The organism is Agromyces molybdatiresistens (assembly GCF_052748445.2).
Genome location: NZ_CM188258.1, coordinates 2965352 through 2990925, shown reverse-complemented (window position 1 = coordinate 2990925; position 25574 = coordinate 2965352). Strand labels below are relative to the sequence as shown.

Here is a 25574-nt window from a genome sequence, read left to right as displayed (position 1 = left end):
CGCCCGAACGCACGGACCGACAGGTTCGCGTAACATAACAACACAACCCCGTAGCACACCGGTCGCAATCCGGCGCCCGGTGCTGCTACACGGATCCTGAGGAGGACCCACAGTGGCTAAGGCCAAGTTCGAGCGGACCAAGCCGCACGTCAACATCGGAACGATCGGTCACGTCGACCACGGCAAGACCACGCTCACCGCAGCGATCTCCAAGGTGCTCGCCGACAAGTACCCGTCGGCCACCAACGTGCAGCGCGACTTCGCGTCGATCGACTCCGCTCCCGAGGAGCGCCAGCGCGGCATCACGATCAACATCTCGCACGTCGAGTACGAGACGCCGAAGCGCCACTACGCGCACGTCGACGCCCCTGGTCACGCCGACTACATCAAGAACATGATCACCGGTGCGGCCCAGATGGACGGCGCGATCCTCGTGGTCGCGGCGACCGACGGCCCGATGGCCCAGACGCGCGAGCACGTGCTGCTCGCCAAGCAGGTCGGCGTGCCCTACCTGCTCGTCGCGCTGAACAAGGCCGACATGGTCGACGACGAGGAGATCCTGGAGCTCGTCGAGCTCGAGGTCCGCGAGCTGCTCTCGTCGCAGGGCTTCCCCGGCGACGACGCTCCGGTCGTCCGCGTCTCGGGCCTCAAGGCGCTCGAGGGCGACGAGAAGTGGGTCAACTCGGTCCTCGAGCTCATGGAGGCCGTCGACGACTCGATCCCCGACCCCGTGCGTGACAAGGACAAGCCGTTCCTCATGCCGATCGAGGACGTCTTCACCATCACCGGTCGTGGCACGGTCGTCACGGGTCGCGCCGAGCGCGGCACGCTGAAGATCAACTCCGAGGTCGAGATCGTCGGCATCCGCCCGACGCAGAAGACCACGGTCACGGGCATCGAGATGTTCCACAAGCAGCTCGACGAGGCCTGGGCCGGCGAGAACTGCGGTCTCCTGCTCCGCGGCACCAAGCGCGAGGACGTCGAGCGCGGCCAGGTCGTCGTGGCCCCGGGCTCGGTCACCCCGCACACGAACTTCGAGGGCACTGCCTACATCCTCTCGAAGGACGAGGGCGGCCGTCACAACCCGTTCTACGCGAACTACCGCCCGCAGTTCTACTTCCGCACCACCGACGTCACCGGCGTCATCACGCTGCCCGAGGGCACCGAGATGGTCATGCCCGGCGACACCACCGACATGACGGTCGAGCTCATCCAGCCGATCGCCATGGAGGAGGGCCTCGGCTTCGCCATCCGCGAGGGTGGCCGCACGGTCGGCGCCGGTACCGTCACGAAGATCATCAAGTAGTTCTTCGCGATCGCGACCTGCAAGGGGTCGGGCCCTCGGGCCCGGCCCCTTCGTCGTGTCCGGTAGCACAGCGGCGCCACCGCGTCCAGATCCGGGCACGGCATCCCTTCCGAGGACCCCTCGGGTTAGCCTTGTCCGGATGGTTCCCCCGTCGATCCGAACGCGAGCCGCCGTGCGGCCCGAGATCCAGGCTCTCCGCGCCCTCGCGGTGGGTGCCGTCGTGCTGCACCACGGGTGGCCCGCCGTGGCCCCGGCCGGCTACATGGGGGTCGACGTGTTCTTCGTCGTGTCGGGCTTCCTCATCACCGCGCTGCTGCTGCGCGAGTCCGCCCGCACCGGGCGGATCTCCCTCCGGGACTTCTACCTCCGTCGGGCTCGGCGCATCCTGCCCGCCGCGATGGCCGTGCTCGCCGTCGTCACGGTGCTCACCTCCCTCGTCGTGCCTCGATCGGAGTGGCGCGCCTACTTCCGCGAGGTCATCGCGAGCGCGCTCTACTTCGAGAACTGGCTGCTCGCCGCGGACTCGCAGGACCCGGCGCGCGACGACCTGGCCTCGACTCCCGTCCAGCACTTCTGGTCGCTCTCGGTCGAGGAGCAGTTCTACCTCGCCTGGCCGCTGCTCATCATCGCCGCCATCGCGTTCGCCGCGCGCCGGGCGCGCGACCCGCGACGGGCGCTGCTCGTCGTGCTCGGCACCGCGACCGTCGCATCGTTCGCCTGGAACGTCGCCCTGACGGCCCAGGACCACAACCTCGCGTACTTCTCGACCTTCACCCGGGTCTGGGAGTTCGGCGTCGGCGGCATCCTCGCCATCCTCGCGCCGGAGGTGCGCCCCGGGCGCGAGCGGACGAGGGCGGTGACCGGATGGCTCGGCCTCGTCCTCATCGCCGTGCCGATCGCGACCTTCCGCTCGCCCGAGGTGTTCCCCGGGCTCGTCGCGCTCGTCCCCGTCGCCGGCGCGCTCGCGGTGATCTGGGCCGGCATGCCCGCGGCACCGTGGTCACCGGCTCGCGTGACCGGTCTCCCGCCGGTCCAGTGGACCGGCGACATCTCGTACTCGCTCTACCTCTGGCACTGGCCGATCTTCATGTTCGTGCCGTTCTTCACGGGCATGCCGAGTCCGCCTTGGCTGATGGTGCTCCTCGTGGTCGCCTCGTTCGCCGTCGCGGCGGCCTCGAAGCGCTGGATCGAGGACCCGGCCCGGTTCGGGGGCGTCAGATCTCGATGCCGTCGATCGTCGTCCGAAGCTCGATCGCGCCGTCGACGCTCCGCGCGACCGTGCACGCCTTCGCGATCGCGCGCGCCATGATCCCGGCGAGCTTCTCGCGTTCCGCCGGCTCGAGCGCCGAGAGGTCGACGATGATCTCCTCGTCGATCTCCCGGTAGCGGTTGTCGTCCTCCGAGGTGCCGTGCGCCCACACGGTGATCGCGACGTCGTTCCCCAGTCGACGGGCGGCGACCGAGTCGGCGCTCATTCCCGCGCACCCCGCGAGCGCGAGCTTCAGCAGCTCGCCCGGCGTGAAGTGCCCGGGCGCATCGACCGGGCCGATGAGCACGGTCGACCCGCGCTCGTTGAGGCCCTCGTACGTGCGCGTGCCGGTTCGCGTGACCGACACGCTGCCCGGTCCGATCCGCTCGCCGACCGCGTGCGCGTGCTCCGTCATCGAGTCCTCCCTCGGCTCACCGTCCACCGATTCCACCACGCCGAGGGCCGCCGCGGCATCCGCTCGACTGTGAGGATCCGGTGAGCCGCCCGGTCGCGACACGCCCGGGTTGCACGGAAGCACCCGGATATGGCAAACTCGTTGAGTTCAACATTTCGAACGGCGTGCCTTGCTGCGCTCCGTTCGGATCACTGCCAGGCAGTGCATAGCCACCGAAGCTCCACGGAGCCCCACGGGTCAGGCTAGGCCGCGGGCAGCAGGACACACAACCGACCACCACCATTTCGAGCATGGGTTCGCACCTGCATGCCCATGCCCGTTTTCGCGAGTGCGACACGCCCGAGCGCGGGGGTCGGTTGGGGCTCGAAGGTCGAGCGTGCCGAGGCCACCGCGCAAGCGGGGTGGCTTCGACAGGCTCGATCACCGGCCTTTGACAGAAGAACAGTGGTGCTTCACATGAAGTGGCTACGCGGCGTCCGATGCCCTCGGAAGGGGTAAGACGCCTTGACAGAGAGAGAGTCAGCAATGGCGGGACAGAAGATCCGCATTCGACTGAAGTCGTACGACCACGAGGTCATCGACACCTCGGCGCGGAAGATCGTCGACACGGTGACCCGCGCGGGCGCCACGGTCGTCGGCCCCGTGCCGCTTCCGACGGAGAAGAACGTGGTGTGCGTCATCCGTTCGCCCCACAAGTACAAGGACAGCCGCGAGCACTTCGAGATGCGCACCCACAAGCGCCTGATCGACATCGTGGACCCGACGCCCAAGGCCGTCGACTCGCTCATGCGTCTCGACCTTCCGGCCGACGTCAACATCGAGATCAAGCTCTGAGGTACGACATGTCCACCACTGCAAAGAACGTGAAGGGTCTGCTCGGCACCAAGCTGGGCATGACCCAGGTGTGGGACGAGAACAACAAGCTCATCCCGGTCACCGTCATCGAGATCGCCCCCAACGTGGTCACCCAGCTCCGCACGCAGGAGCGCGACGGCTACGCGGCCGTCCAGATCGCCTCGGGCGCCATCGACCCCCGCAAGGTCACCAAGCCCCTCAGCGGTCACTTCGAGGCCGCCGGCGTCACGCCGCGCCGCCACGTGACCGAGGTGCGCACCGCCGACGCCGCGGACTACGCGCTCGGCCAGGAGCTCACCATCGACGGCACCTTCGAGGCCGGCCAGCTGGTCGACGTCGTCGGCACGTCGAAGGGCAAGGGCTTCGCCGGTGTCATGAAGCGCCACAACTTCGCGGGCGTCTCCGCGTCGCACGGTGCCCACCGCAACCACCGCAAGCCCGGTTCGATCGGTGCGTCCTCGACCCCGAGCCGTGTCTTCAAGGGCATGCGCATGGCCGGTCGCATGGGTGGCGAGCGCGTCACCGTCCTCAACCTCCGCGTGCACGCCGTCGACGCCGAGAAGGGCCTGCTGCTCGTCAAGGGCGCCGTCCCGGGCGCGCGCGGCCGTCTCGTGTTCGTCCGCAACGCTGTGAAGGGAGCCTAAATTGGCTACCGCCGACAACACCATCGACGTCCTCGACGTCACCGGGAAGAAGTCCGGCTCGATCGAACTGCCCGCCGAGCTCTTCGACGTGCAGACCAACGTGCCGCTGATCCACCAGGTCGTCGTCGCCCAGCTCGCCGCCGCGCGTCAGGGCACGCACAAGACCAAGACCCGCGGCGAGGTCTCCGGCGCCGGCCGCAAGCCCTTCAAGCAGAAGGGCACGGGCCGCGCCCGCCAGGGCTCGATCCGCGCGCCGCACATGACCGGCGGTGGCGTCGTCCACGGCCCGCAGCCGCGCGACTACTCGCAGCGGACCCCCAAGAAGATGATCGCCGCGGCTCTGCTCGGCGCGCTCTCCGACCGCGCTCGCGGCGGCCGCATCCACGCGGTCGAGGCGCTCGCAGGCGAGACCGCGAAGACGAAGGACGCCGTCGCGCTCCTCGCGTCGGTCGCCCCGTCCAAGCACCAGCTCGTCGTGCTCGCGCGCGACGAGGAGCTGTCGGAGCGTGCGGTCCGCAACATCCCGACCGTGCACGTGCTGCCGGTCGACCAGCTGAACGCCTACGACGTGCTCGTCTCCGACGACATCGTCTTCAGCAAGGCCGCGCTCGAGGCGTTCATCGCCGCGAAGACGGCGAAGAAGGAAGAGGTCTCCGCATGAGCGCCGCGCACAACAAGGACCCCCGCGACATCATCATCGCGCCGGTGGTCTCGGAGAAGAGCTACAACCTGATCGACGAGGGCAAGTACACGTTCATCGTGGACCCCCGCTCGAACAAGACGGAGATCAAGCTCGCCATCGAGAAGATCTTCAACGTCCAGGTCGCCTCGATCAACACCCTCAACCGTCAGGGCAAGACGCGTCGCACCCGCTTCGGCATGGGCAAGCGCAAGGACACCAAGCGCGCGATCGTCACCCTCAAGTCCGGCTCGATCGACATCTTCACGAACGTCGGCTAAGGAGCAGAGGAACCTCACTATGGCTATTCGCAAGTACAAGCCCACGACCCCGGGTCGTCGCGGTTCGTCGGTCGCCGACTTCGCCGAGATCACGCGCTCGACGCCCGAGAAGTCGCTGCTCCGCCCGCTCTCGAAGTCCGGTGGTCGCAACAACCAGGGCCGCATCACCACCCGCCACGTCGGCGGCGGCCACAAGCGCCAGTACCGCGTCATCGACTTCCGTCGCAACGACAAGGACGGCGTGCCCGCCAAGGTCGCGCACATCGAGTACGACCCGAACCGCACCGCGCGCATCGCGCTGCTGCACTTCGTGGACGGCACCAAGCGCTACATCATCGCTCCCGACAAGCTCAAGCAGGGCGACCTCGTGGAGTCGGGCCCGGCCGCCGACATCAAGCCCGGCAACAACCTGCCGCTGCGCAACATCCCGACCGGTACCGTCATCCACGCCATCGAGCTCCGCCCCGGCGGCGGCGCGAAGATGGCCCGCTCGGCCGGCGCCTCGGTGCGCCTGGTCGCGAAGGACGGCCCCTACGCGCAGCTCCGCCTGCCGTCGGGCGAGATCCGCAACGTCGACGCGCGCTGCCGCGCGACCGTCGGCGAGGTCGGCAACGCCGAGCAGTCGAACATCAACTGGGGCAAGGCCGGCCGCAAGCGCTGGAAGGGCGTCCGCCCGACCGTCCGCGGTGTCGCGATGAACCCGATCGACCACCCGCACGGTGGTGGTGAGGGCAAGACCTCCGGTGGTCGTCACCCGGTGAGCCCCTGGGGTCAGCCCGAGGGTCGCACCCGTCGCCCCAACAAGGAGAGCGACAAGCTCATCGTCCGTCGTCGCACCGTCGGCAAGAAGCGCAAGTAGGAGTAAGAGAAGATGCCTCGCAGCCTCAAGAAGGGCCCCTTCGTCGACGAGCACCTGCTTCGCAAGGTCGCCACGCAGAACGAAGCGGGTTCGAAGAACGTCATCAAGACGTGGTCGCGTCGCTCGATGATCGTCCCGGCCATGCTCGGCCACACGATCGCCGTGCACGACGGCCGCAAGCACATCCCGGTGTTCGTCACCGAGACCATGGTGGGCCACAAGCTCGGCGAGTTCGCACCCACCCGCACCTTCCGTGGACACGTGAAGGACGACAAGAAGGGCCGCCGCCGCTGACGCGGTGGCGTGAAGGAGGAGAGAAATGGTGGAGTCGATCGCCCGCGTGCGTCACATCCGCGTGACCCCCATGAAGGCCCGCCGCGTCGTCAACCTGATCCGCGGCAAGCAGGCACAGGAGGCCCTGGCCATCCTGAAGTTCGCCCCGCAGGGTGCGAGCGAGCCGGTGTACAAGCTCGTCGCCTCGGCCATCGCGAATGCTCGCGTCAAGGCCGATGCCACGAACACCTACCTGGACGAGCAGGACCTCTACGTGAAGACGGCATTCGTCGACGAGGGCACCACCCTCAAGCGATTCCAGCCGCGCGCGCAGGGTCGTGCCTTCCGCATCAACAAGCGCACGAGCCACATCACCATCGTGCTCGGCACGCCCGAGGAGGGTACGAAGTAATGGGTCAGAAGGTCAACCCGTACGGCTTCCGTCTCGGCATCACCACCGACCATGTGTCGCGGTGGTTCTCCGACTCGACGAAGCCCGGACAGCGCTACGCCGACTACCTCGCCGAGGACGTCAAGATCCGTCGCCTGCTCCAGACGTCGCTCGACCGCGCGGGAGTCTCGCGCATCGAGATCGAGCGCACCCGCGACCGCGTCCGCGTGGACATCCACACGGCTCGCCCGGGTATCGTGATCGGCCGCCGCGGCGCCGAGGCCGAGCGCATCCGCGCCGACCTCGAGAAGCTCACCGGCAAGCAGATCCAGCTCAACATCCTCGAGGTCAAGAACCCCGAGGCCGACGCCCAGCTCGTCGCGCAGGGCATCGCCGAGCAGCTCTCCGCACGCGTGGCCTTCCGCCGCGCGATGCGCAAGGGCCTGCAGGGCGCGCAGCGCGCCGGCGCCAAGGGCGTCCGCATCCAGGTCTCGGGCCGCCTCGGCGGCGCCGAGATGAGCCGCTCGGAGTTCTACCGCGAGGGTCGCGTGCCGCTGCACACGCTCCGCGCGAACATCGACTACGGCTTCTACGAGGCCAAGACCACGTTCGGCCGCATCGGCGTGAAGGTCTGGATCTACAAGGGCGACATCACCAACAAGGAGCTCGCCCGCGAGCAGGCCGCCCAGAAGCCGTCGCGTGACCGTAACGACCGTCGCCGCGCGCCCCGCGCGCAGGAGGCGGCCGCAGCAGGAGTTGAGGCATAACCATGTTGATTCCCCGTCGAGTCAAGTACCGCAAGCAGCACCACCCCGGCCGTTCGGGCCAGGCCACCGGCGGCACGAAGGTCTCCTTCGGCGAGTACGGCATCCAGGCCCTGAGCCCCGCTTACGTGACGAACCGTCAGATCGAGTCCGCTCGTATCGCCATGACGCGTCACATCAAGCGTGGCGGCAAGGTGTGGATCAACATCTACCCCGACCGTCCGCTCACGAAGAAGCCGGCCGAGACCCGCATGGGTTCCGGTAAGGGTTCGCCCGAGTGGTGGGTCGCCAACGTCAAGCCGGGCCGGGTCCTCTTCGAGGTCTCGGGCGTCTCCGAGGAACTCGCTCGCGAGGCCATGACCCGTGCAATCCACAAGCTGCCCCTCAAGGCACGCATCATCAAGCGCGAGGAGGGCGACGCATAATGGCCGTCGGTTCCAAGGAGCTCGCTGTGACCGAGCTCGACACCTTCGAGGACGAGCGTCTCGTCGACGAGCTGAAGAAGGCCAAGGAGGAGCTGTTCAACCTCCGCTTCCAGGCCGCCACCGGTCAGCTCGAGAGCCACGGCCGCCTGCGTGCCGTGAAGCGCGACATCGCCCGCATCTACACGGTCATCCGTGAGCGCGAGCTCGGCATCCGTGCCACGCCCGCGCCGGTCGAGGCGCCCGCAGCGCCCGCGAAGAAGACGAAGAAGGCCAAGGCCGCTGAGGCGACCGAGGCCGAGACGAAGGAGGCCTGATCATGGCTGAGACCAAGAAGGCTGCGGCCGAGGTCGCCGAGACGGCCGAGCTCGTCCGCGGGTACCGCAAGGTCCGTCGCGGCTACGTCGTCAGCGACAAGATGGACAAGACCATCGTCGTCGAGGTCGAGGACCGCGTGAAGCACCCGCTGTACGGCAAGGTCATCCGCCGTACGTCCAAGGTCAAGGCGCACGACGAGCAGAACACCGCCGGCATCGGCGACCTCGTCGTGATCTCCGAGACCCGCCCGCTCAGCGCCACCAAGCGCTGGCGCCTGGTCGAGATCGTCGAGAAGGCCAAGTAAGCCCCCGGGCTTGCTTCCCAGAAGGAGTACGAAGTGATTCAGCAGGAATCCCGGCTCAAGGTCGCCGACAACACGGGCGCCAAGGAGCTGCTCACCATCCGCGTGCTCGGCGGTTCCAGCCGCCGCTACGCGGGCCTGGGCGACGTCATCGTCGCCACCGTCAAGGACGCGATCCCGGGCGGCAACGTGAAGAAGGGCGATGTGGTCAAGGCCGTCATCGTCCGCACCGTGAAGGAGACCCGTCGCCCCGACGGCTCCTACATCAAGTTCGACGAGAACGCCGCGGTGATCCTCAAGAACGACGGTGACCCCCGTGGCACCCGCATCTTCGGGCCGGTCGGCCGGGAGCTTCGCGACAAGAAGTTCATGAAGATCATCTCGCTGGCGCCGGAGGTGCTGTAACCATGGCGAAGATCAAGAAGGGCGACCTCGTCGAGGTCATCTCGGGCCGCAGCCAGGCTCGCGGTGGAGACCGCGGCAAGCAGGGTCGTGTCATCGAGGTCCTGGTCGACCAGAACCGCGTCGTGGTCGAGGGCGTGAACTACGTCACCAAGCACGTTCGCGTCGGCCAGACCCAGCGCGGCACCAAGACCGGCGGCATCGAGACCCATGAGGCCCCGATCCACGTGTCCAACGTCGCGATCGTCGACCCGGAGACGAAGAAGCCGACCCGTGTCGGATTCCGTACCGAGACGGTCACCAAGGACGGCGTCGAGAAGACGGTCCGCGTCCGCTACGCCAAGAAGTCAGGTAAGGACCTGTAATGACTGACACCGCGACTGCCGCGCCGGCTGGCAAGATCCAGCCGCGCCTCAAGCAGAAGTACAAGACCGAGATCACGAAGGCCCTGACCGAGGCGAACGGGTACACCAACCCGCACCAGGTCCCCGGCCTGACGAAGATCGTCGTCAACATGGGTGTCGGCGAGGCCGCGCGCGATGGCAAGGTCATCGACGGCGCCATCGCCGACCTCACGAAGATCACCGGCCAGAAGCCGCAGGTCACCAAGGCCCGCAAGTCCATCGCGCAGTTCAAGCTGCGCGAGGGTCAGCCGATCGGTGCGCACGTCACGCTGCGCGGCGACCGGATGTGGGAGTTCCTCGACCGCCTGCTCTCGCTCGCGCTGCCCCGTATCCGCGACTTCCGCGGCCTCTCGGACCAGCAGTTCGACGGCACCGGCAACTACACCTTCGGTCTCACGGAGCAGTCCGTGTTCCACGAGATCGACCAGGACAAGATCGACCGCGTCCGCGGCATGGACATCACCGTGGTGACCACCGCCAAGTCGGACGACGAGGGTCGCGCGCTCCTCAAGGCGCTCGGCTTCCCGTTCAAGACGGTCGACAACGCGTAGTAGACTCTACGAGTTTGTGCCCGCACGGGTCGGGCTCCGGGAGGAATCCGGGAGCCCGCCCGGCACGGCATTCGGGGATGCGCAACCGCGCATCTCCACCACCACAGGTCAGTCCCCGTGTAACGGGTCCTGAAACCTGGTGAACGTAAGGAACCACTGTCATGACGATGACCGACCCGGTCGCTGACATGCTGACGCGCCTGCGCAACGCCAACTCCGCGCACCACGACACCGTGTCGATGCCGCACTCGAAGCTCAAGGGCCACATCGCCGAGATCCTCAAGTCCGAGGGATACATCTCCGGCTTCGAGGTCGCCGACGCGCGCGTGGGCAAGACGCTGACGCTGCAGCTCAAGTTCGGCCCCAACCGCGAGCGTTCGATCGCGGGCATCAAGCGCGTGTCGAAGCCCGGCCTCCGCGTGTACGCGAAGTCGACCGAGATCCCCAAGGTGCTCGGCGGCCTCGGCGTCGCGATCCTGTCAACTTCCAGCGGTCTGCTGACCGACCGCCAGGCCGAGAAGAAGGGCGTGGGTGGGGAAGTCCTCGCCTACGTGTGGTAGATCCATGTCACGAATCGGACGACTTCCCATCGACATCCCCGCCGGTGTCGACGTCAAGGTCGACGGCCGCGCCGTCACCGTGAAGGGCCCGAAGGGCGAGCTCGCGCTGACCGTCGCGCAGCCCATCGAGGTCAAGGTCGAGGACAACCAGGTCCTCGTCACGCGCCCCGACGACGAGCGCGAGTCGCGCTCGCTGCACGGTCTCACCCGCACCCTCATCGCCAACGACATCCTCGGCGTCACCCAGGGCTACTCCAAGGGCCTCGAGATCGTCGGCACCGGGTACCGCGTCGCGCAGAAGGGCAGCGCGGTCGAGTTCGCGCTCGGCTTCTCGCACCCGGTCACCGTCGAGCCGCCGGCCGGCATCACGCTGACCGTCGAGGGCAACAACAAGATCACCGTCTCGGGCATCTCGAAGCAGGCCGTCGGTGAGACCGCCGCCAACATCCGCAAGATCAAGAAGCCCGAGCCCTACAAGGGCAAGGGCATCCGCTACGCCGGCGAGGTCGTGCGTCGCAAGGCCGGAAAGGCTGGTAAGTAATCATGGCCGTCAAGAGCAAGTCGGCTGCGCGTTCGCGCCGCCACACCCGGCTTCGCAAGAAGATCGTCGGCACCGAGCTGCGTCCCCGTCTCGTGGTGACGCGTTCGGCCCGCCACGTCTTCGTGCAGGTCGTCGACGACAGCAAGGGCCACACCGTGGCATCCGCCTCGACCATGGAGGCCGACCTCCGTGCATTCGAGGGTGACAAGACCGCCAAGGCGAAGAAGGTCGGCGAGCTCGTCGCCGAGCGTGCGAAGCAGGCCGGCATCGACGCAGTCGTGTTCGACCGCGGCGGCAACAAGTACGCCGGTCGCGTCGCCGCGATCGCCGACGGAGCGCGAGAGGCAGGACTGAGCCTGTGAGCACTGCAAGCACTGAGAATCAGGGCACTGTGAAGGAGACCGACGTGGTCGCAGAGGCACCCGTCGAGACGGCAGCTTCCTCGGAGCCGCCGCGCAACGAGCGCGAGGGCCGTCGTGGCGGCCGCGACCGCGGCCAGGGCCGCGACCGTCGCGACCGCGACGCCGAGAAGAGCCAGTTCCTCGAGCGCGTGGTCACCATCAACCGCGTCTCCAAGGTCGTCAAGGGCGGCCGTCGCTTCAGCTTCACGGCGCTCGTCGTCGTGGGCGACGGCAACGGCCTGGTCGGCGTCGGCTACGGCAAGGCGCGCGAGGTCCCGACCGCGATCTCGAAGGGCGTCGAGGAGGCGAAGAAGAACTTCTTCCGCGTCCCCCGCGTCGGCGCGACCATCCCGCACCCCGTGCAGGGTGAGGCGGCCGCCGGTGTCGTCCTGCTGCGCCCGGCGTCGCCCGGTACCGGTGTCATCGCCGGTGGCCCGGTGCGTGCCGTGCTCGAGTGCGCCGGCATCCACGACGTGCTGAGCAAGTCGCTCGGTTCGTCGAACACCATCAACATCGTGCACGCCACGGTCGAGGCGCTGAAGCAGCTCGAGGAGCCCCGCGCCGTCGCCGCCCGTCGTGGTCTCGACTACGACGAGGTCGCGCCGGCCCGTCTCCTGCGTGCCGAGGCCCAGGCGGCCGAGGCCGCCGCAGCAGCGAAGGCAGGTGCCTGATGGCCAAGCAGCTCAAGGTGACCCAGATCAAGTCCAAGGTGAGCGAGAAGCAGAACCAGCGCGACACGCTGCGCAGCCTCGGTCTCAAGAAGATCGGCCAGAGCGTCGTTCGCGAGGACACCCCCCAGGTGCGCGGCTACGTGAAGACGGTCGCCCACCTCGTGACGGTTGAGGAGATCGACTAATGGCCGACGAGAAGAAGGACGTCGCCGCCGAGGAGACCCCGAAGAAGGCTCCCGCGAAGAAGGCCGCCGCGAAGCCGGCTGCCGAGAAGAAGGCCGCCGCGAAGCCGGCTGCCGAGAAGAAGGCTCCGGCCAAGGCCGCCGCCGAGTCCGACGACGCGAAGGCCGAGAAGGCCCCCGCGAAGAAGGCGCCGGCGAAGGCCCCGGCCAAGAAGGCCGCCGCCAAGAAGGAGTCCGAGGACGTCGTGCGCGAGCCGGTGCTCAAGGTGCACCACCTGCGCCCGGCCCCCGGTGCCAAGAAGGACAAGACCCGCGTCGGACGCGGTGAGGGTTCGAAGGGCAAGACCGCCGGTCGCGGCACCAAGGGTTCGAAGGCCCGCAACAACATCCGCCCCGGCTTCGAGGGCGGCCAGCTTCCGTACCACATGCGTGCGCCGAAGCTCCGCGGCTTCAAGAACCCGTTCCGGGTCGAGTACCAGGTGGTCAACCTGGACAAGCTCGCCGAGCTCTACCCGAAGGGCGGCGACGTCACCGTCGCCGACCTCGTGGCGAAGGGTGCGGTCCGCAAGAACGAGCGCGTCAAGGTGCTCGGCAACGGCGACATCCAGGTGAAGCTCAACGTCGAGGTCGACAAGGTCTCCGGCTCCGCGGAGCAGAAGATCGTCGCCGCCGGCGGCTCGGTCAAGTAAGGCCACTGCACCACACACGGAATTCGAGCCTGTCGGGACCTCGCGTATGATTCACGGGGGTCTCGACAGGCTCGAGCCGCATTCATGCTGACTGCGGCGTCAGTAACAGGAGGACGAGTGTTCAACGCCATCGGGCGGATCTTCCGCACCCCCGACCTTCGCCGGAAGATCGGGTTCACGCTGGGCATCATCGCCCTGTTCCGCCTCGGCTCGTTCATCCCGGCGCCGTTCGTGGACTTCGGCAACGTCCAGCAGTGTCTCGCGGCGAACCAGGGTGCGTCGGGCCTCTACGAGCTCGTCAACCTGTTCTCGGGCGGCGCCCTGCTCCAGCTGTCGATCTTCGCGCTGGGCATCATGCCGTACATCACGGCCTCGATCATCGTGCAGCTGCTGCGCGTGGTCATCCCGCACTTCGAGACCCTCTACAAGGAGGGCCAGTCCGGCCAGGCCCGTCTCACGCAGTACACGCGCTACCTGACGATCGCGCTCGGCGTCCTCCAGTCGACGACGCTCATCACGGTGGCCCGCTCGGGCGCGCTGTTCCCGGCGAACTCCGACCCCGCGTGCTCGCAGCTCATCACGAACGACGCCTGGTACGCGATCCTGCTCATGGTCGTCACCATGACCGCCGGCACCGGCCTCATCATGTGGATGGGCGAGCTCGTCACCGAGCGCGGCGTCGGCAACGGCATGTCGCTGCTCATCTTCACCTCGATCGCCGCGACGTTCCCGACCTCGCTCTGGGCGATCGGCGTCGCCCGTGGTTGGGACGTCTTCGCACTCGTGATCGCGATCGGCCTGCTCGTGGTCGTCGCGGTCGTCTTCGTCGAGCAGTCGCAGCGCCGCGTACCGGTCCAGTACGCCAAGCGCATGGTCGGGCGCCGCACGTACGGCGGCAACAACACCTACATCCCGATCAAGGTGAACATGGCCGGCGTCGTGCCCGTCATCTTCGCCTCGTCGTTGCTCTACCTGCCCGCGCTCATCGCGCAGTTCAACCAGCCCGCGGCGGGCGAGGAGCCGCAGCCCTGGGTCGTCTGGATCACCAACTACCTCACGCAGGGTGACCACCCGCTCTACATGCTCCTGTACTTCCTGCTCATCGTCGGCTTCACGTACTTCTACGTCGCGATCACGTTCAACCCCGACGAGGTCGCCGAGAACATGAAGAAGTACGGCGGGTTCATCCCCGGCATCCGTGCCGGCCGACCGACCGCCGAGTACCTCGACTACGTGCTCACGCGCATCACGCTCCCCGGCTCGATCTACCTGGGCCTCATCGCGCTCCTGCCGCTCGTCGCGTTCTCGTGGTTCGGCGCGAACCAGAACTTCCCGTTCGGCGGCGCGTCGATCCTGATCATCGTGGGCGTCGGCCTCGAGACCGTGAAGCAGATCGACGCCCAGCTCCAGCAGCGCCACTACGAAGGACTCCTCCGATGACGCAACGCTCCTCCGCCCGCTTCCTGATCGTCGGCCCGCAGGGCTCGGGCAAGGGCACGCAGGGCGTGCTCGTGGCCCAGGCGTTCGGCGTCCCGCAGGTGGCCACCGGCGACATCTTCCGCGAGAACGTCACGGGCGGCACCGAGCTCGGCAAGCGCGTCCAGGCGATCATCGAGGCCGGCGACCTCGTGCCCGACGCGCTGACGAGCGAGCTCGTGCGCGACCGCCTCGAGCAGTCGGATGCCGCGCGCGGCTTCCTCCTCGACGGGTACCCGCGCAACCGCGGGCAGGTCGACGACCTCGAGGCCTTCCTCTCGGGCCGGGGCGAGTCGCTCGACGCCGTCATCGAGCTCGAGGTGCCGCGCGACGAGTCGATCACCCGGCTCCGACAGCGCGCCATCGACCAGGGCCGCACCGATGACACCGAAGAGGTCATCGCCAACCGACTCGCGATCTACGAGCGCGAGACGGCTCCCATCCTCGACGTCTACCGCGAGCACGGCCTGGTCGTCCGCATCGACGGCGTGGGCACGCTCGACGAGGTCACCGAGCGCATCTTCGCGGCGCTCGCCGAGCGCGGCCTGCAGCCGAACGGCGACGGCGCAGCCCGTCGCAGCGCCGGCGCCGCGTAACCGGCGCACCGGGTGTTCGGCCGACTGAGGCTCAAGACCCCCGCCGAACTCCGTGCCATGGTGCCGGCCGGCGAGGCGACCGCGGCGCTGCTCGCGGCCGCGCGCGAGCGGCTCGTGGTCGGCGCGACCCCGCTCGAGCTCGACGCCATCGCCGACGCGGTGATCGCCGCCCGCGGCGGTCGCTCGAACTTCCGGCTCGTCCCGGGCTACGGCCACGCGCTCTGCGTGTCGGTCGACGACGACGTCGTGCACGGCATACCGGGCGACCGCCCGTTCCGGCCCGGTGACATCGTCTCGGTCGACGGCGGTGCCGAGGTCGACGGATGGAACGGCGACGCCGCGTTCACCGTGGTCCTCCCGGACCCGGCCCGCCCCGACGTGGTGCTCGCGCGCGAGCAGCTCGCCGCGGCGGCCGATCGGTCGCTCTGGGCCGGGATCGCCGCGCTCGCCTCGGCGAGCCACCTGAACGAGGTGGGTGACGCCGTCGAGGCGTCCGTCGAGGCCTCGGGCGACTACGGCATCCTCGAGGGCTACGGCGGCCACGGCATCGGCCGCGCGATGCACGAGGATCCGTCGGTCTACAACCACGCGGTGCGGGGCCGCGGGCCGCGCGTGCGGCCCGGGCTCGTCGTCGCGATCGAGCCGATGATCACCTCGGGCGACCCGGCGACGTTCGTGCGCGACGACGGCTGGACCGTCGCGACCGCGGACGGCGGCGACGGCGCGCACGCCGAGCACAGCGTGGCCGTGCACGCCGACGGCATCTGGGTGCTCACGGCTGCAGACGGCGGGGCCGCCGGGCTCGCCCCCTACGGCGTGCGGCCCGTGCCGATCCCCTGACCGCCCGCTGCGCGGCATCCGTCAGGTCGACGGCATCCGTCAGGTCGACCGCATCCGTCAGGTCGACATGAGGCCGGACAGCTCCGCCAGCAGGCCGGTGTAGTCGTTCGCGCCGCGGACCAGGCGGCGGACGTTCTCCGGCTCGGAGAACGCCTCGACGAACTGGTCGAAGACCGCCTGGAACTCGGCTCGTCCGTCCTCGGCGAACGCGATGAGCGCGACCACGTGCACGTTGGCATCGCCCCACTCGATCGCCCGCTCGTCGATCGCGATCGCGATCGCGCTGCGGGTCGCGGTCATCGCCATGGCGTGGGGAACGGCGAGGAGGTCGGTGAATGCGGTCGACGACATGCGCTCGCGCTCGAGGGCGCCCTCGACGTACGCCTCGTCGATGACGCCCGCGTCGATGAGCCGGTCGCCGAGCAGGCGGATCACCGCCTCGCGGTCGCGGCCGCCGACACCGCGTACGAAGAGCTCGGGGCCGATCGTGTGCGAGAGCGTGGAGGCCAGCCGCGCGCGACGTCGGCCGCGGCGGAGGCGGGCGACCTCGGCGCGGACGCGGTCGATGTCGTCGGCGGTAGGGAAGGGCGCGACGGTGACGACGGCGGGCATCGGCGAGGCGGGCGCGAGCACCGCGACGACGAGATCGGCCTCGGAGGGGTCGCCGTCGACCAGGTCGGCCTCGTCGCCGAGCGCGCCGCGCAGCCGGTCGACGAGCAGCTGCCGGGCGTCGTGGTACTCCGGCACGTCGACCGCGACGCGGACCACGTCCCCACGCGAGCGGGTCCGCTCGAGCTGCGCGCCGAGGTGCATCGCGAGGTAGGCGATCTCGTCGTCGTTGACCGTGATGCCCTCGAGTCGCGCGAGCTCGCTCGCGAGGTACACCGCGAGGTCGTAGATCATCGGGTACGCCGACTTGATGGACGCGGTCAGCGGATTGCGCGAGTAGCTCTGCTCGGCGGCGCGCGCGGCGAGGTTCTCGACGTGGAGCGCGAGGCGCTCGATGAAGCGGTCGTCGCCGAGCTCGACGAGCCAGTCCCGGGAGATCCGCGCCACGATCTCGCGGACGACCTCGTCGCGGGCGGGCCCGATCCGGGAGGTGGCGACGCGCGTGCCGACCAGGCGCGCGAGGTGCTCGAGCTCGGCGGGCGGCAGGCGGACGTCGAACTCGGCGCGCACGCGTCGGTCGAGGAGCACGGCGAGGTCGGACCGCGCGGTGCTCGGGGCACCGCCAGCGTCGCCAGGAGCCGCCCCGGTCGGCACGGTGCCGGTTGCGGAGGTCGCCGCTCCGCCCGTCGGGCCGAGCACGCGATCGCGTCCGACCCGGTCGAGCGCGATCGCCACGTGCAGCAGCACGTCGTCGAGCGCGTACTCGTTGGGCGCGTAGCCCGCGTCGCGCAGGCCCGAGACCAGCGCGGTGCGGAAGGGCTCCATCGATGGGAATCCGGCGCGGAGGGAGGAGAGGTCTCGGATGCCGCGCCGGCTCTCCTCGCGCACGAGCGAGCCGAGGAGCCGGCGCATCGCGGTCTCCGGACCGACGAGCTGAACCCGGCTGCCGTCGCGCGCCAGCGAGAGGCCCGTGCCCCGCAGCCGGGCGCGCACGCGCCCGAGGTCGGCCTCGACCGTCGACTCGCTGACGTGCGCCGTCTCGGCAACCTCGTGCACGTCGAGGCCGTCCGGCGCGTCGACGAGGTCGCGGATGAGGCTGGCCCGCCGGCCGTCGGGACTCCCGGCAGCGGCCGTCGCCGACCGCGCGTGCAGCACTCGCGCCCACGCGGACCGGTCGAGGCGGTACCCGTCGGGTCCCGACTCGACGACCACCTCGCCCGTGCGGTTGGCCTGCGCGACGTAGGACCGGACCGTGCGGTCGGACACGCCGAGGCGATCCGCGAGCCGCGCCGCCGTCACCGCGCCGTCGTCGTCGGCGAGGGCCTCGACGAGGCGCTCCCAGTTCTCCGGCACGTTCCGCTCGCTTTCGATCCCCGCGACCATCGCCCGCTCGGCTCGCACGTGCGTCGGGCGGGGTGCAGCCCAGTCAACCACCTGCCGCCGCGGCGGGGGAGCGGTTGCCGCGCATCTTCCGGGGGCCCGGAAAGCGATCTGTTGGCGGCGGCCGCGGCGACCGGAGCAGACTCGGGATGTTCGCGGCATCCGCCGTGACCGATCGAAGAGGACCGGGCGAAGCCGGGCGAGGAGGCAGGCGATGCGGATCGTCGTGGTGTGCGGAGCGGGTGCGTCGAGCACCTTCGCCGCGCTGCGCATCAGACGCGCCGCCGAGGCGCGCGGCATCGCCGCCGACGTCCGGGCGGCGGGGGAGCAGACCCTCGCCGAGGCGCTCGCTGGCGCCGACGCGCTGCTCGTCGGCGTGCACCTCGTGCCGCAGCTCGGATCGGTGCAGCAGCTCGCGCTCGAGGCATCCGTGCCCTTCGCCGTGCTGCCCGACGAGACCCGCACGCTGGACGGCGACGCGGCACTGGATCTCGCGATCGCGATCGCCGGAGCCCGAGCATGAACACGCCCACGCCGCGCAATCCCGTTCCCTGCGCGAGGCCGCGGGTCTATGGTGAACACGGGAACGGACACCAGCGACGGAGGCCGGAGACATGGTGGAGCGCACTGTTCGAGTCGGATCGAGCCACGGACTGCACGCCAGGCCGGCCAAGCTGTTCACGCAGGCCGCCGCAGCATCGGGGGCCAGTGTCACGATCACGAAGGCGGGAGGCGCTCCCGTCAACGCGGCGAGCATCCTCGCCGTCATCTCGCAGGGCATCGACCACGGCGACGAGGTCACCGTGGCCGTCGACGGCGGCGACGAGCAGCGCGTGCTCGACGAGCTCGTCGAGCTGCTCAGCACCGATCACGACGAGTAGCCCGAGGCGTCCGTCGCCCATCGAACCGAACGGGGAGGGCGAGTGATGGAGTTCAGAGGCACCGGCATCGGCCAGGGCGTGGCCGTCGGACCGGTCGTACGGATGGCGGAGCGGCTGCCGGAACCGGTTGACCGACCGAGCCACCTCGATCCGGCCCGCGAGGAGGAGCGAGCCCGCGCGTCGGTGTCGGTCGTCGCGGACGACCTGCAGCGGAAGGGCGCGCAGGCCGGCGGCGCCGCGCAGGACGTGCTCGAGGCGCAGGCGATGATGGCCGAGGACCCGACCCTCATGGACGACGTCGTGAAGCGGCTCGCCGAGGGCAAGACCGCCGAACGCGCCGTGTTCGAGGCGTTCGCCGCGTTCCGCGACCTGCTCTCGTCGATGGGCGGCTACATGGGCGAGCGCGCCGCCGACCTCGACGACGTGTCGCAGCGCGTGGTCGCGCACCTGCTGAAGGTGCCGGCGCCGGGCGTGCCGAACCCCGGCCACCCGTTCGTGCTCGTCGCGCGCGACCTCGCACCCGCCGACACGGCCCTCCTCGACCTGACGCAGGTGCTCGGCCTCATCACCATCGACGGCGGCCCCACCTCGCACACCGCGATCCTCGCCCGCGAGAAGTCGATCGTCGCGGTCGTCGGGGCAGCGGATGCCGCGGGCCTGGCCGACGGCGACACCGTGATCGTCGACGCCGAGAACGACCTCGTCGTCCAAGGGCCGGCTCCCGACGAGGTCGTGGCCGCGCAGGAGCGGATCGCCGAGCGCGCGGCGCGCGCGGCCGCTCCGATCACGCCCGGTGCCCTCGCCGACGGCACCCCGGTGCCGCTGCTGGCGAACCTCGGCTCGGCCGACGGCGCCGAGGAGGCGATCGCCCTCGGGGCTGAGGGCGTCGGGCTCTTCCGGACCGAGTTCCTGTTCCTCGACGCGAACACCGCGCCATCCGTCACCGACCAGCAGGCGCAGTACACGCGCATGCTCTCGGCGTTCGCCGGCAAGAAGGTCGTCGTGCGCGTGCTCGACGCCGGAGCCGACAAGCCCCTGTCGTTCCTCAACGACGCGCCGGAGGAGAACCCCGCGCTCGGCCTGCGGGGGATCCGCGCCCTGCGCCACTCCGAGGTCATCCTGCGCGAGCAGCTCACCGCGCTCGCCGCGGCGGACGCCGCGACCGACGCCGACCTGTGGGTCATGGCGCCGATGATCGCCACCGTCGAGGAGACGCGGTACTTCACCGGGCTCTGCCGCGAACTCGGCATCAAGGTCGCCGGCGTGATGGTCGAGACCCCGTCGGCGGCGCTGATCGCGGCACACATCCTGAAGGTCGCCGACTTCGCGTCGATCGGCACGAACGACCTCACCCAGTACACGATGGCGGCCGACCGGCTGCTCGGCACGGTCGCGAACCTGCAGGATGCCTGGCATCCGTCCGTGCTCCACCTCGTCAAGCACGTCGGGGATGCCGGCCGCGTCGACGGCCGTCCCGTCGGCATCTGCGGCGAGGCCGCCGCCGACCCGCTCCTCGCCGTGGTCCTCGTCGGCCTCGGCGCCACCTCACTGTCGATGTCCGCATCGGCACTCGCAGACGTCCGCGCCTCCCTCGCGCGGTACACCCGGGAGGATGCCGAGCGCATCGCCCGGGCAGCCCTGGCCGCAGAGGGAGCGGCCGAGGCGAAGCAGGCGGCGAAAGCGGCCGCCGAGTCCGCACCCACCCCCACCGGCACGACCGTGCCGTGACCTGCACTGGAGGCAGCCATGACGACGACGTCAGCTGAGGCGAAGCGACCCGGGGGAGCCCGAGTCCACGTCCAGAGATTCGGAACCTTCCTCAGCGGCATGATCATGCCGAACATCCCCGCGCTCATCGCGTGGGGCATCTTCACCGCGTTCTTCATCGGCGTCGGATGGACGCCGAACGCGGACCTCGCGACCATCGTCGGTCCGTTCATCCACTACCTGCTCCCCATCCTGATCGGGTACACGGGCGGCTCGATGGTGTACGGCATCCGCGGCGGGGTGGTCGGCAGCATCGCGACCTTCGGGGCGATCGCCGGGTCCGACCTGCTGATCGCCCAGGTGAACGCGACCCTCCCCGAGGACAACCAGCTCGGGCAGATCCACATGTTCATCGGCGCCATGATCCTCGGACCGCTGGCGGCCTGGACGATGAAGCGGCTCGACTCGATCTGGGAGGGCAAGGTCCGCGCGGGCTTCGAGATGCTGGTGAACATGTTCTCGGCCGGCATCTGGGGCTTCGTCATGGCCGTCGTCGGGTTCTACCCGGTCGCGTGGCTCGTGAACGGCATCATGAACGCCCTCTCGACCGCGGTGAGCTGGCTCGTCGAGACGAACCTGCTGCCGCTGACCAGCATCATCATCGAGCCGGCGAAGGTGCTCTTCCTGAACAACGCGATCAACCACGGCGTGCTCACCCCGCTCGGCCTCTCGCAGGCGGCCGAGGAGGGCTCGTCGATCCTGTTCCTGCTCGAGGCGAACCCCGGCCCCGGCGTTGGCCTGCTGCTGGCGTTCACGTTCTTCGGCATCGGCGCGGCGCGCGCGTCGGCACCGGGAGCGGCCGTGATCCAGTTCTTCGGCGGCATCCACGAGGTGTACTTCCCGTTCGCGCTGATGAAGCCGATCCTGATCCTCGCGCTCATCGCCGGCGGCATGACCGGGGTCACCACGAACATGCTGCTGGACGGCGCCCTCCGGGCTCCGGCCGCGCCGGGCAGTATCATCGCGGTCCTCGCGCAGACCGCTCCGGGAGCGTACTTCGCCGTGATCCTCTCGGTGATCCTGTCGGCGGCCGTGACGTTCGCCATCTCCGCGGTCATCCTGCGGGCGTCGCGCAAGCGCGACCTCGAGGCGATGGCCGTCTCCGACGACGCGTTCGGCGCCGCGATCACGCAGACCGAGGCTGCGAAGGGCAAGAGCTCCGACGCGCTCTCGAACCTGCGCGGCGGTGCGGCGACCCAGGCAGGCGGCGCCGGCGGTGCCGCGACCGGCACGATGCGCGAGATCAAGAACGTCGTGTTCGCCTGCGACGCCGGAATGGGTTCGTCGGCGATGGGCGCGAGCGTCCTCCGCAACAAGATCAAGAAGGCGGGCATCGAGGATGTCACGGTCGTCAACAAGGCGATCGCGGCCCTCGACTCGTCGGCGGATCTCGTGATCACGCAGAACCAGCTCACGGAGCGGGCACGTCACCAGACGCCCGATGCCGTGCACATCTCGGTCGACAACTTCATGAACTCGCCGAGGTACGACGAGGTGGTCGAACTGATCGAGGCGCAGAGGGAGCGCTGATGAGCATCACCCGATGACGCGACGCCCGGGTCGCGACGCCGCACCGCCTGCGGCGTCCGCGGCCCGGGCGATCCCGTCGTCGGTCCACCCGCGCGATCGAGCGCGAGGCCCGCTGCACGACCCACCAGAAACGCCGAGGAAGAAGGAGTTCCGATGACCGACCAGATCCTGTCGCCCGAGAACGTGCGCATCGTGCCGGGCGGCGCGACGCGCGACGAGGCGATCCGTGCGGCCGGCCGCATGCTCGTCGACACCGGAGCCGTCGACGAGGCGTACGTGGACTCGATGCTCGAGCGCGAGTCGACCGTCTCGACGTACATGGGCAACTGGCTCGCCATCCCGCACGGCACGAACGAGGCGAAGGACCTCATCAGGAAGTCGGCGCTCACCCTGCAGCGCTACGACGAGCCCATCGACTGGGGCGGTGAGGAGACCCGGTTCGTGGTCGGCATCGCGGGGATCGGCGACGAGCACCTCGAGATCCTGTCGAAGATCGCCATCGTGTTCTCCGACGAGGACCAGGTGAACACCCTGCTGGCCGCGGGCTCGAGCGAGGAGTTGCACGCGCTGCTCTCCGAGGTGAACGACTCGTGAAGGCCGTCCACTTCGGCGCCGGCAACATCGGCCGCGGCTTCATCGGGCTGCTGCTCCACGACGCGGGCTACGAGGTCGTGTTCGCCGACGTGAACGCCGAGCTGATCGATGCGCTCGCGGCATCCGATCACTACACGGTGCACGAGGTGGGCGTCGGCGCACGCGACCTGGTCGTCGACCGGTACCGCGCGATCAATTCCCAGACGGATGGCGCCGCCCTCGCCGCGGAGCTCGCCGACGCCGACGTGCTCACCACGGCCGTCGGCCCGAACATCCTGCGCTTCATCGCGCCGCACGTGCTGCAGGCGCTGCGCGACCGCTCGCCCGACGCGCCTCCCCTCGCGGTCATGGCGTGCGAGAACGCGATCGACGCCACGAGCCTGCTGCGCGAGGAGACCCGGCACCTGGCCGGCCCCGACGAGTGGCTCGAGCTCGAGCGGCGCGCGGTGTTCGCGAACACGGCCGTCGACCGCATCGTGCCGGGGCAGCCCGAGGGAACCGGACTGGACGTCACGGTCGAGACGTTCTCCGAGTGGGCGATCGAGGAACCGCCGTTCGGCGACGCGCCCCCGGTCATCCCCGGCGCGCACTTCGTCGACCGGCTCGGGCCGTACATCGAGCGCAAGCTGTTCACCGTCAACACCGGGCACGCCTCGACGGCGTACTTCGGCTTCCTCGCCGGGCACGACCGGATCGCCGAGTCGCTGGCCGACCCGTCGGTCGCCGAACGTGTCGAGCGGGTGCTGCACGAGACCTCGGCGCTCATCGTCGCCAAGCACGGGTTCGGCGAGGGCGAGATGACCGAGTACCGCGAGGTCATCCTGTCGCGCTTCCGCAACGAGTCGCTGCCCGACACCGTCGAACGGGTCGGGCGCCAGCCGCTTCGCAAGCTCTCGCGGCGCGAACGCTTCATCGCCCCTGCCGCCGAGCTCGCCGAGCGAGGGCTTCCGGTGGACGGGCTGCTCGCCGCCGTCGAGGCGGCGCTCGGCTTCGACGTGCCGGCCGACGCGGAGAGCGTCGAGCTGCAGGAGCGGCTGCGCGCGGACGCACCCGCGACGTTCGTCCGCGAGGTGTGCGGCATCGAGCCGGGACATCCGCTGCACGACGCACTCGTCGAGGTGGTCGAACGCCGAAGCGCAAGCTGACACGCGGCCCGACTGGCGAATCAGGACTGATTCGCCTATAGTTGACCCTTGGTGTTTTGCACGCCCGCTTCGGCATGCCCGATGGCATCCGTGGGCGTGCATCATCATCGCACGACCGAATACCCAAACTCCAAGCGATAGTGAGGCTATGGCCAAGAAAGACGGCGTCATCGAGATCGAAGGCTCGGTCATCGAGGCACTCCCGAACGCCATGTTCCGGGTGGAGCTGACCAACGGGCACAAGGTGCTCGCCCACATCTCCGGGAAGATGCGCCAGCACTACATCCGCATCCTCCCCGAGGACCGCGTGATCGTGGAGCTGAGCCCGTACGACCTGACCCGCGGCCGCATCGTCTACCGCTACAAGTAAGGGCTGTTCGGAAAGTAACGACCCGCGGCACCCCGCGGGTACGAGGACAGCGAAAAAAGGAACCACGACTGTGAAGGTCAACCCCAGCGTCAAGCGCATCTGCGACAAGTGCAAGGTCATCCGCCGCCACGGGCGCGTCATGGTGATCTGCGAGAACCCGCGCCACAAGCAGCGCCAGGGCTAGTCCCGCGCCGACGTGATCGAACACGGCACTTCCAAGAACCCGCGCCGCTGAGGCGCCGGGGGACACCCTCGGACGGAGGCCGAGGCACCGGAAGTGCTCCACACCTCCGACACATCCAACAGGAGAAGCCACCATGGCACGTCTGGCAGGAGTCGACATCCCGCGCGAGAAGCGCGTGGAGATCGCACTGACCTACATCTACGGCGTCGGTCGTACCCGCGCGCTGGAGACGCTCACCGCGACCGGCATCGACGGGAACATCCGCGTCAAGGACCTCAGCGACGACCAGCTCGTCGCGCTCCGCGACCACATCGAGGGGACCTACAAGGTCGAGGGCGACCTCCGCCGCGAGGTGGCCGCCGACATCCGCCGCAAGGTCGAGATCGGCTCCTACGAGGGCATCCGCCACCGCCGCGGCCTCCCGGTCCGCGGCCAGCGCACCAAGACGAACGCTCGTACCCGCAAGGGCCCGAAGCGCACCGTCGCCGGCAAGAAGAAGCCCGGCCGCAAGTAACCGCTCGCGCCAAGATCTAGGAGATTTCGACAATGGCAGCACCCAAGGCGGCTACTCGCAAGCCGCGCAAGAAGGAAAAGAAGAACATCGCCGTGGGCCAGGCCCACATCAAGTCGACGTTCAACAACACCATCGTGTCGATCACCGACACGACCGGTGCCGTGATCAGCTGGGCCTCGTCGGGCGGCGTCGGCTTCAAGGGCTCGCGCAAGTCGACCCCGTTCGCCGCGCAGCTCGCCGCCGAGTCGGCCGCGCGCCAGGCGCAGGAGCACGGCATGAAGAAGGTCGACGTCTTCGTCAAGGGCCCCGGCTCGGGCCGCGAGACCGCGATCCGCTCGCTCCAGGCCGCGGGCCTCGAGGTCGGCAGCATCAACGACGTGACGCCGCAGGCGCACAACGGCTGCCGCCCGCCGAAGCGCCGCCGCGTCTAGCACTCCCATCCCGGTGATCGAGTAGGCCGCAGGCCGGTTCGAGATCGAAGGTCTCGATTCGCGCCCGGCTGCGCCGGGCGCTACTCGACCACCGGGTCA

Annotated in this window: 37 protein-coding genes; 35 read left to right on the top strand and 2 right to left on the bottom strand. The window is 69.3% G+C overall.

Annotated features, from left to right (window positions below):
- The first annotated feature begins 112 nt into the window (after positions 1–112).
- Both tuf and ACULK2_RS13805 read left to right on the top strand, forming a co-directional pair.
- Positions 113–1306: an elongation factor Tu gene (gene tuf, locus ACULK2_RS13810; RefSeq protein ID WP_166548732.1), complete on the top strand. Its 1194-nt coding sequence runs from the start codon at positions 113–115 to the stop codon at positions 1304–1306.
- 139 nt (positions 1307–1445) lie between these two features.
- Positions 1446–2615 (top strand): acyltransferase family protein, encoded by a 1170-nt coding sequence (locus ACULK2_RS13805; protein ID WP_445968423.1) that lies wholly within the window; start codon positions 1446–1448, stop codon positions 2613–2615.
- On the opposite strand, the gene ACULK2_RS13800 is transcribed toward ACULK2_RS13805, so the two are convergent.
- Positions 2521–2970, bottom strand: coding sequence for an OsmC family protein (locus ACULK2_RS13800; protein WP_445968422.1), 450 nt, complete (start codon positions 2968–2970; stop codon positions 2521–2523). The two genes, ACULK2_RS13805 and ACULK2_RS13800, sit on opposite strands and share 95 nt — an antisense overlap.
- 525 nt (positions 2971–3495) lie before the next feature.
- Between ACULK2_RS13800 and rpsJ the strand changes: the two genes are divergently transcribed.
- The 23 genes from rpsJ to map all read left to right on the top strand — a co-directional run bounded on the left by rpsJ (position 3496) and on the right by map (position 16070).
- Positions 3496–3804: a 30S ribosomal protein S10 gene (rpsJ, locus tag ACULK2_RS13795; protein ID WP_017201594.1), complete on the top strand. Its 309-nt coding sequence runs from the start codon at positions 3496–3498 to the stop codon at positions 3802–3804.
- A gap of 8 nt (positions 3805–3812) precedes the next feature.
- Positions 3813–4469 (top strand): 50S ribosomal protein L3, encoded by a 657-nt coding sequence (gene rplC, locus ACULK2_RS13790; protein ID WP_445968421.1) that lies wholly within the window; start codon positions 3813–3815, stop codon positions 4467–4469.
- A 1-nt stretch (position 4470) separates the two neighbouring features.
- Entirely contained in the window at positions 4471–5130 is a 660-nt protein-coding gene (rplD, locus tag ACULK2_RS13785) for a 50S ribosomal protein L4 (protein ID WP_445968420.1), read from the top strand.
- Positions 5127–5429 (top strand): 50S ribosomal protein L23, encoded by a 303-nt coding sequence (gene rplW, locus ACULK2_RS13780; protein WP_155052791.1) that lies wholly within the window; start codon positions 5127–5129, stop codon positions 5427–5429. Before rplD ends, rplW begins: the two co-directional genes overlap by 4 nt.
- A 19-nt stretch (positions 5430–5448) precedes the next feature.
- The gene (rplB, locus tag ACULK2_RS13775) at positions 5449–6288 is read left to right on the top strand and encodes a 50S ribosomal protein L2 (protein ID WP_155842506.1); all 840 of its coding nucleotides are present in this window, start codon (positions 5449–5451) and stop codon (positions 6286–6288) included.
- Positions 6289–6300: 12 nt separating this feature from the next.
- Positions 6301–6582, top strand: coding sequence for a 30S ribosomal protein S19 (gene rpsS, locus ACULK2_RS13770; RefSeq protein ID WP_376950094.1), 282 nt, complete (start codon positions 6301–6303; stop codon positions 6580–6582).
- A gap of 25 nt (positions 6583–6607) precedes the next feature.
- Entirely contained in the window at positions 6608–6973 is a 366-nt protein-coding gene (gene rplV / locus ACULK2_RS13765) for a 50S ribosomal protein L22 (protein ID WP_092668524.1), read from the top strand.
- Positions 6973–7719, top strand: a complete 747-nt coding sequence (gene rpsC, locus ACULK2_RS13760) for a 30S ribosomal protein S3 (RefSeq protein ID WP_155052794.1) — start codon at positions 6973–6975, stop codon at positions 7717–7719. The genes rplV and rpsC overlap by 1 nt, the downstream gene beginning before the upstream one ends.
- 2 nt (positions 7720–7721) lie before the next feature.
- Positions 7722–8141, top strand: a complete 420-nt coding sequence (gene rplP, locus ACULK2_RS13755; RefSeq protein WP_129233336.1) for a 50S ribosomal protein L16 — start codon at positions 7722–7724, stop codon at positions 8139–8141.
- The gene (gene rpmC, locus ACULK2_RS13750) at positions 8141–8455 is read left to right on the top strand and encodes a 50S ribosomal protein L29 (protein ID WP_445968419.1); all 315 of its coding nucleotides are present in this window, start codon (positions 8141–8143) and stop codon (positions 8453–8455) included. The genes rplP and rpmC overlap by 1 nt, the downstream gene beginning before the upstream one ends.
- A gap of 2 nt (positions 8456–8457) precedes the next feature.
- Positions 8458–8760, top strand: a complete 303-nt coding sequence (rpsQ, locus tag ACULK2_RS13745) for a 30S ribosomal protein S17 (protein ID WP_445968418.1) — start codon at positions 8458–8460, stop codon at positions 8758–8760.
- 33 nt (positions 8761–8793) lie between these two features.
- On the top strand, positions 8794–9162 hold the full coding sequence (gene rplN / locus ACULK2_RS13740; RefSeq protein WP_129233339.1) for a 50S ribosomal protein L14: 369 nt from the start codon (positions 8794–8796) through the stop codon (positions 9160–9162).
- 2 nt (positions 9163–9164) lie between these two features.
- Positions 9165–9524: a 50S ribosomal protein L24 gene (gene rplX, locus ACULK2_RS13735; RefSeq protein WP_155052797.1), complete on the top strand. Its 360-nt coding sequence runs from the start codon at positions 9165–9167 to the stop codon at positions 9522–9524.
- A complete protein-coding gene (gene rplE / locus ACULK2_RS13730) occupies positions 9524–10114 on the top strand; it encodes a 50S ribosomal protein L5 (protein WP_445968417.1) in 591 nt (196 codons plus the stop codon). Before rplX ends, rplE begins: the two co-directional genes overlap by 1 nt.
- Before the next feature lie 161 nt (positions 10115–10275).
- The gene (gene rpsH, locus ACULK2_RS13725; protein ID WP_129233342.1) at positions 10276–10674 is read left to right on the top strand and encodes a 30S ribosomal protein S8; all 399 of its coding nucleotides are present in this window, start codon (positions 10276–10278) and stop codon (positions 10672–10674) included.
- A 4-nt stretch (positions 10675–10678) separates the two neighbouring features.
- A complete protein-coding gene (gene rplF / locus ACULK2_RS13720) occupies positions 10679–11215 on the top strand; it encodes a 50S ribosomal protein L6 (protein ID WP_155052800.1) in 537 nt (178 codons plus the stop codon).
- A gap of 2 nt (positions 11216–11217) precedes the next feature.
- Complete coding sequence (gene rplR, locus ACULK2_RS13715) at positions 11218–11577, top strand: 50S ribosomal protein L18 (protein WP_430647865.1); 360 nt, start codon at positions 11218–11220, stop codon at positions 11575–11577.
- Between the two features lie 44 nt (positions 11578–11621).
- Positions 11622–12287 (top strand): 30S ribosomal protein S5, encoded by a 666-nt coding sequence (gene rpsE, locus ACULK2_RS13710; protein WP_445968416.1) that lies wholly within the window; start codon positions 11622–11624, stop codon positions 12285–12287.
- Positions 12287–12472: a 50S ribosomal protein L30 gene (gene rpmD / locus ACULK2_RS13705; RefSeq protein WP_430647867.1), complete on the top strand. Its 186-nt coding sequence runs from the start codon at positions 12287–12289 to the stop codon at positions 12470–12472. Before rpsE ends, rpmD begins: the two co-directional genes overlap by 1 nt.
- On the top strand, positions 12472–13158 hold the full coding sequence (gene rplO, locus ACULK2_RS13700) for a 50S ribosomal protein L15 (protein ID WP_445968415.1): 687 nt from the start codon (positions 12472–12474) through the stop codon (positions 13156–13158). Before rpmD ends, rplO begins: the two co-directional genes overlap by 1 nt.
- Before the next feature lie 117 nt (positions 13159–13275).
- The gene (secY, locus tag ACULK2_RS13695; protein ID WP_445968414.1) at positions 13276–14598 is read left to right on the top strand and encodes a preprotein translocase subunit SecY; all 1323 of its coding nucleotides are present in this window, start codon (positions 13276–13278) and stop codon (positions 14596–14598) included.
- Positions 14595–15230, top strand: coding sequence for an adenylate kinase (locus ACULK2_RS13690; protein WP_445968413.1), 636 nt, complete (start codon positions 14595–14597; stop codon positions 15228–15230). The genes secY and ACULK2_RS13690 overlap by 4 nt, the downstream gene beginning before the upstream one ends.
- Before the next feature lie 57 nt (positions 15231–15287).
- Entirely contained in the window at positions 15288–16070 is a 783-nt protein-coding gene (gene map, locus ACULK2_RS13685; RefSeq protein ID WP_501045000.1) for a type I methionyl aminopeptidase, read from the top strand.
- Between the two features lie 57 nt (positions 16071–16127).
- Here map and ACULK2_RS13680 read toward each other — a convergent pair whose 3' ends face one another.
- Positions 16128–18032 carry a BglG family transcription antiterminator gene (locus tag ACULK2_RS13680; protein WP_445968411.1) on the bottom strand — a complete coding sequence of 635 codons (1905 nt, stop codon included), beginning with the start codon at positions 18030–18032 and terminating at the stop codon, positions 16128–16130.
- Positions 18033–18273: 241 nt separating this feature from the next.
- Here ACULK2_RS13680 and ACULK2_RS13675 point away from each other — a divergent pair, with 241 nt between their 5' ends.
- The 10 genes from ACULK2_RS13675 (at position 18274) to rpsK (ending at position 25475) form a co-directional block, all read left to right on the top strand.
- Entirely contained in the window at positions 18274–18582 is a 309-nt protein-coding gene (locus tag ACULK2_RS13675) for a PTS sugar transporter subunit IIB (RefSeq protein ID WP_445968410.1), read from the top strand.
- A 91-nt stretch (positions 18583–18673) separates the two neighbouring features.
- Positions 18674–18940, top strand: coding sequence for an HPr family phosphocarrier protein (locus tag ACULK2_RS13670; protein ID WP_445968409.1), 267 nt, complete (start codon positions 18674–18676; stop codon positions 18938–18940).
- A 45-nt stretch (positions 18941–18985) separates the two neighbouring features.
- Positions 18986–20668, top strand: a complete 1683-nt coding sequence (gene ptsP / locus ACULK2_RS13665; RefSeq protein WP_445968408.1) for a phosphoenolpyruvate--protein phosphotransferase — start codon at positions 18986–18988, stop codon at positions 20666–20668.
- A gap of 18 nt (positions 20669–20686) precedes the next feature.
- Positions 20687–22237, top strand: coding sequence for a PTS mannitol transporter subunit IIBC (locus tag ACULK2_RS13660; protein WP_445968407.1), 1551 nt, complete (start codon positions 20687–20689; stop codon positions 22235–22237).
- 153 nt (positions 22238–22390) lie between these two features.
- Positions 22391–22831 (top strand): PTS mannitol transporter subunit IIA, encoded by a 441-nt coding sequence (locus ACULK2_RS13655; protein WP_445968406.1) that lies wholly within the window; start codon positions 22391–22393, stop codon positions 22829–22831.
- Positions 22828–23976, top strand: coding sequence for a mannitol-1-phosphate 5-dehydrogenase (locus ACULK2_RS13650; protein WP_445968405.1), 1149 nt, complete (start codon positions 22828–22830; stop codon positions 23974–23976). Before ACULK2_RS13655 ends, ACULK2_RS13650 begins: the two co-directional genes overlap by 4 nt.
- A 148-nt stretch (positions 23977–24124) precedes the next feature.
- Positions 24125–24346 (top strand): translation initiation factor IF-1, encoded by a 222-nt coding sequence (gene infA / locus ACULK2_RS13645; RefSeq protein ID WP_011186713.1) that lies wholly within the window; start codon positions 24125–24127, stop codon positions 24344–24346.
- A gap of 70 nt (positions 24347–24416) precedes the next feature.
- Positions 24417–24530 carry a 50S ribosomal protein L36 gene (rpmJ, locus tag ACULK2_RS13640; RefSeq protein WP_056734976.1) on the top strand — a complete coding sequence of 38 codons (114 nt, stop codon included), beginning with the start codon at positions 24417–24419 and terminating at the stop codon, positions 24528–24530.
- Between the two features lie 133 nt (positions 24531–24663).
- Entirely contained in the window at positions 24664–25044 is a 381-nt protein-coding gene (gene rpsM, locus ACULK2_RS13635) for a 30S ribosomal protein S13 (protein ID WP_344378130.1), read from the top strand.
- A 32-nt stretch (positions 25045–25076) separates the two neighbouring features.
- Positions 25077–25475 carry a 30S ribosomal protein S11 gene (gene rpsK / locus ACULK2_RS13630; RefSeq protein ID WP_092668574.1) on the top strand — a complete coding sequence of 133 codons (399 nt, stop codon included), beginning with the start codon at positions 25077–25079 and terminating at the stop codon, positions 25473–25475.
- Positions 25476–25574: the final 99 nt, after the last annotated feature.